At 27.9% G+C, this 3719-nt stretch carries 4 protein-coding genes; 1 reads left to right on the top strand and 3 read right to left on the bottom strand.

Going from position 1 to position 3719, the window contains the following annotated elements; all coding sequences use genetic code 11:
• Window positions 1-397: 397 nt before the first annotated feature.
• Window positions 398-793, top strand: coding sequence for an XRE family transcriptional regulator (locus tag OKC24_RS19185; RefSeq protein WP_125280418.1), 396 nt, complete (start codon window positions 398-400; stop codon window positions 791-793).
• Window positions 794-892: 99 nt separating this feature from the next.
• On the opposite strand, the gene OKC24_RS19180 is transcribed toward OKC24_RS19185, so the two are convergent.
• The 3 genes from OKC24_RS19180 to OKC24_RS19170 form a co-directional block, all read right to left on the bottom strand.
• A complete protein-coding gene (locus OKC24_RS19180) occupies window positions 893-1087 on the bottom strand; it encodes a helix-turn-helix transcriptional regulator (protein ID WP_121523195.1) in 195 nt (64 codons plus the stop codon).
• 10 nt (window positions 1088-1097) lie between these two features.
• Window positions 1098-2018 (bottom strand): phage/plasmid replication protein, II/X family, encoded by a 921-nt coding sequence (locus OKC24_RS19175; protein ID WP_265466237.1) that lies wholly within the window; start codon window positions 2016-2018, stop codon window positions 1098-1100.
• Window positions 2019-2414: 396 nt separating this feature from the next.
• Window positions 2415-3470 carry a metallophosphoesterase gene (locus OKC24_RS19170; protein WP_125280420.1) on the bottom strand — a complete coding sequence of 352 codons (1056 nt, stop codon included), beginning with the start codon at window positions 3468-3470 and terminating at the stop codon, window positions 2415-2417.
• Window positions 3471-3719: the final 249 nt, after the last annotated feature.

Below are 3719 nucleotides of genomic sequence, written 5' to 3'. Positions count from 1 at the left end.
TATCACTTATAGGAGTTGTTCAAATTTCCGGATCCATCTCTGAATAACACACTAATGAAAATTTCTGCTATCAGTATGACAAGTATTGATTGATCTTGAACTAAATTAGCCCCAACAGCAGCATCTAGAAGAGATATAAGAAAGGAAAAAAATATTGATACAAAAGTCAGCGTTAATATTTTCTGAATGAATAATGGACTATTCTTAAACATTTCACCCTCATAATTTAGATAAATACAAAATTTAATTCAACTTGATAATTTTTATAAAGAAAAACCAACTATAACAATATTTTACAGAATAAAAAATATCAACAAAACTTAACTAAAGTTTATATTTTTACGTAACTTATATCAATAGTTACGTGACTTTCAACTGAATTTACTATTTTGGAGAGATGAAAAATGATGATGAAAAATCCTTGTTTGCAAAACGCTTAGTACTGGCTATGCAATCTAAAGGTTATGAAGCTAAAGCCTCTATATTAGAAAGAGAGTTTAATTTGAACTACTCTGGCAAACCCATGACCTTACACGGCGTTCGTAAATGGCTGATCGGTGAGGCAATTCCTTCTGGAGATAAATTACTCGCATTAGCAAAATGGTTAGAGATACCGCCTGAAGAGTTAATCCTCAATAAAAATATTCAAACGGCTATTCAACAACGTGATGCTCGATGGAAACAAGAACTCGGCTATAAAGATAAAGAAGTATTTGAAGCATACACTCAACTTTCATCATCGCATAAAAAAATTATAAGAGACATGATCATCGCTTTATTAGATAATAAATAATATACAAATATTTATAACTCATACAAAAGAAGCAAGATTTTCTTGATCTTACTTCTTAAAGTATAAGTATAAAAACTGCATATTAATAATTATAATATTTTACGAATTCTCAATTTTGTTTTGCCACCAGAGCTCTATTGCACTTACATCAAAATAAACAGCTGCTTGTCTAGTCGTGCCGTCTTTTATCGGTCTTGGAAACGTTTCATCTTCAATCATTAATTTTCTTAATTTATCAGCTTTTATTGATAATAAATAACATACATCTTTTTTTGTGATTCTTATTTTTTTCATTTTATTATTCTCAAAAATTATTAATATCAATATTATAGCTATCTAAAAAATGTTTTCTTTTTCTACTTATAGTTGATTTAGAGTATGAATCTATGTCGCCGTTAATCAAACAATTGTAAAATTTTCTATCACTTTTATTTGTTATATTACTTTTTGCATCTTTAAAAATAATCTTTGAAATATAAATTTTCTCAAGTTTATTACTAAAAAATTTATCAATATAATTTAAATCAAGCCATTGATGACCGAAGAGCAAGTCCCATGTGCGTAACTGCTTTGAGCGAATTCTTATCTCTTGACGAATCATAAGATCAGCTAGTGCTTTTAATTCTGAGCTTGTCTTAGATCTATTAGGCTTATCTCTAATTTCTTGACCTTTGTAATAATTACACATAGACCAACGCTCAGAAGTAAAACCGAAATAGATACCGTTCTCAAATATTGTTTTTTTCTGCTTCGGATAAGTCGATAGAGCTTTAAGAGTAGACAAATATTGAATAGCATTTTGCTTACTTTCAAAAATTATATCTCTTTTTATATCAACTTTGAAAAGTCTAAAACGACCGAGACGAATAGTTTCTAATTGTTCATCTGTTGGATCTACTAGTTCAAGTTTTTTCAATTTATCAATAGTTAATAAAACTAAATCTATTAAACTTTCACAACCAGTCACATTGTGACCGTATAACCACTTGTAAAAATTGCCGGTAATTTTTAGTTTAGATTTATTATCTTTTGATGATAATGATTGTAATTTAATTACACTATCAAATTCAGAAATTATTTTCTTTGGTCTGTACTTTATTTCAAATTCATCAAAACTATAGCTTTCATCACTTATTATTTGATAGCAAGATGCTACTTTTTCTGGTTCATGATTAATATCAATTACAATTTCAATATAATCTATTTCTATTTTATTTTTTTTCATGATTTATTCTCACTATTAAATGTTAAAAAATAGTGATAGGGATTTGATTTTAATTTATTTAAAATTTAAAAAAAAAGATAAGGTATCATAATGACACAATTGTACTATTAATATAATTATAATTAGTTCTTTATAAACTACAATTTACTTCATATACATTCAATGCTCTTAATACTTTAATTTAACTCACTATCACTTCGATGTGGCGTATAATAAATGCGAATTATATTTTTGTCAAATTTTACAAAAATAACAACAACTTAATAGCTTAACATTAAATTAAAAAATTTAAATTTAATAACAAAGTTATGATACCCCCTTTCAAGATATCAACAAAGTTTAATTAGAGGACACAAATTTTAAAATCAACTTCAACAATGTGCGTACAATTATTAATCACACCAAATGATCATTCAAAGTATTTTTTATCTTCAATATAATACCATCCTCTTGCACTAGATAATTTTCAGGAAAACGTAAAGCTACAAGTTTATTAGAAAATTCTCTCTGATGTTGACGATCTTCATATCGCTTACCAACTGAGTAATCTATGCAAAAAACATTTTTTTTAGCCCCAAACCAATGAAGAGGGTCTATATGCTGAAAAAGATCACGCTTTTTCTCTCTCTTGTTAAAGTTACGCCAATAATGTCCAACTACAACAGGAATATCACTTTCATATTGATCCCACCATTTCAAACGTTTGACCATTCTCCATTTACCACCAGCAAAAAACATGTCATCTGCAAACGCTTCTGTTCCTGAAGTAACTACTTTAACTGGATTATTCATCTGCTCAACAACATGTTTATGAGCTAGATTTTTGAGAAACGGGACTTTAGAGTAAATATCCTTTAATTGAAACTCATAACCTAATTCTTCTTTTCTAGCCTTTTGAGCAATGCCTGACTTTGTTAAATGTTCTTCAATTCGTTTTGTGAATAGATCATATGCTTCTTTTACTGATTTTGATTTGTCTTTCATCAATGAAGCAATAGATGCATTATCCCAACATGCATGAACTACCCTTATTTTTTCAGACTCTAAAACAAGTGGTAAAGTACTTAAAAAGTGAATTATCATTTTCCTGTCATGTAAAGATGCTTCTTTAGAATTAAATTTTTTGTCATCATCTTCATGCGGTGAACCAAAAAACCAACCGTTTCCTTCACGTTTTGAATGAATTAGTATATTTAATTCATGATTCCCTAATACACATTGAGCATTACCATTGTCTACTAAATGCTTAACTAACTTTATAACAGCAACACTATCAAGCCCTCTATCACATAAATCACCGACAAAAATTAATTTTCTATTTTCTTTATGATTTCCATCTCTATCATAACCAAGTATTTGTATTAAATTTTGTAATGCATCTATTTCGCCGTGAATATCACCAATAATATCTATAGGTGCATCATAAATTCTTTGTATAAATAGATTTTTCATTTGTAATACTTATTCCAAATTTTGTGATTTACCAATCAAAAACATACGCTCCATTAAAAATAAGCTCATAACATGATTTTTGATAGTCAATCATATTTAAAACTACTTTACCAAACCCTTCAAAAAAGCTAGTAAATTCACTCTCATTATCTAATAAAAAAATTTTAGGAAACTGATAAGAAATTAACTCTTGATTAATTGTTGTAATAGATCTCTTTCATAAATCAAAAAACGATCTTCTTTTTGGTT

The sequence above is a fragment of the Acinetobacter entericus genome, assembly GCF_026168575.1.
In the GTDB taxonomy this organism is placed as follows: Bacteria; Pseudomonadota; Gammaproteobacteria; order Pseudomonadales; family Moraxellaceae; genus Acinetobacter; species Acinetobacter bouvetii.
The sequence above is the reverse complement of the archived record's forward strand: the minus strand, read 5'-3'. Positions and strand labels throughout refer to the sequence as shown.

Coding starts and splice junctions, on each gene's coding strand:
- OKC24_RS19175 (WP_265466237.1), bottom strand. CDS start 2,018: ATGAAAAAAAATAAAATAGAAATAGATTATATTGAAATTGTAATTGAT.
- OKC24_RS19180 (WP_121523195.1), bottom strand. CDS start 1,087: ATGAAAAAAATAAGAATCACAAAAAAAGATGTATGTTATTTATTATCA.
- OKC24_RS19185 (WP_125280418.1), top strand. CDS start 398: ATGAAAAATGATGATGAAAAATCCTTGTTTGCAAAACGCTTAGTACTG.
- OKC24_RS19170 (WP_125280420.1), bottom strand. CDS start 3,470: ATGAAAAATCTATTTATACAAAGAATTTATGATGCACCTATAGATATT.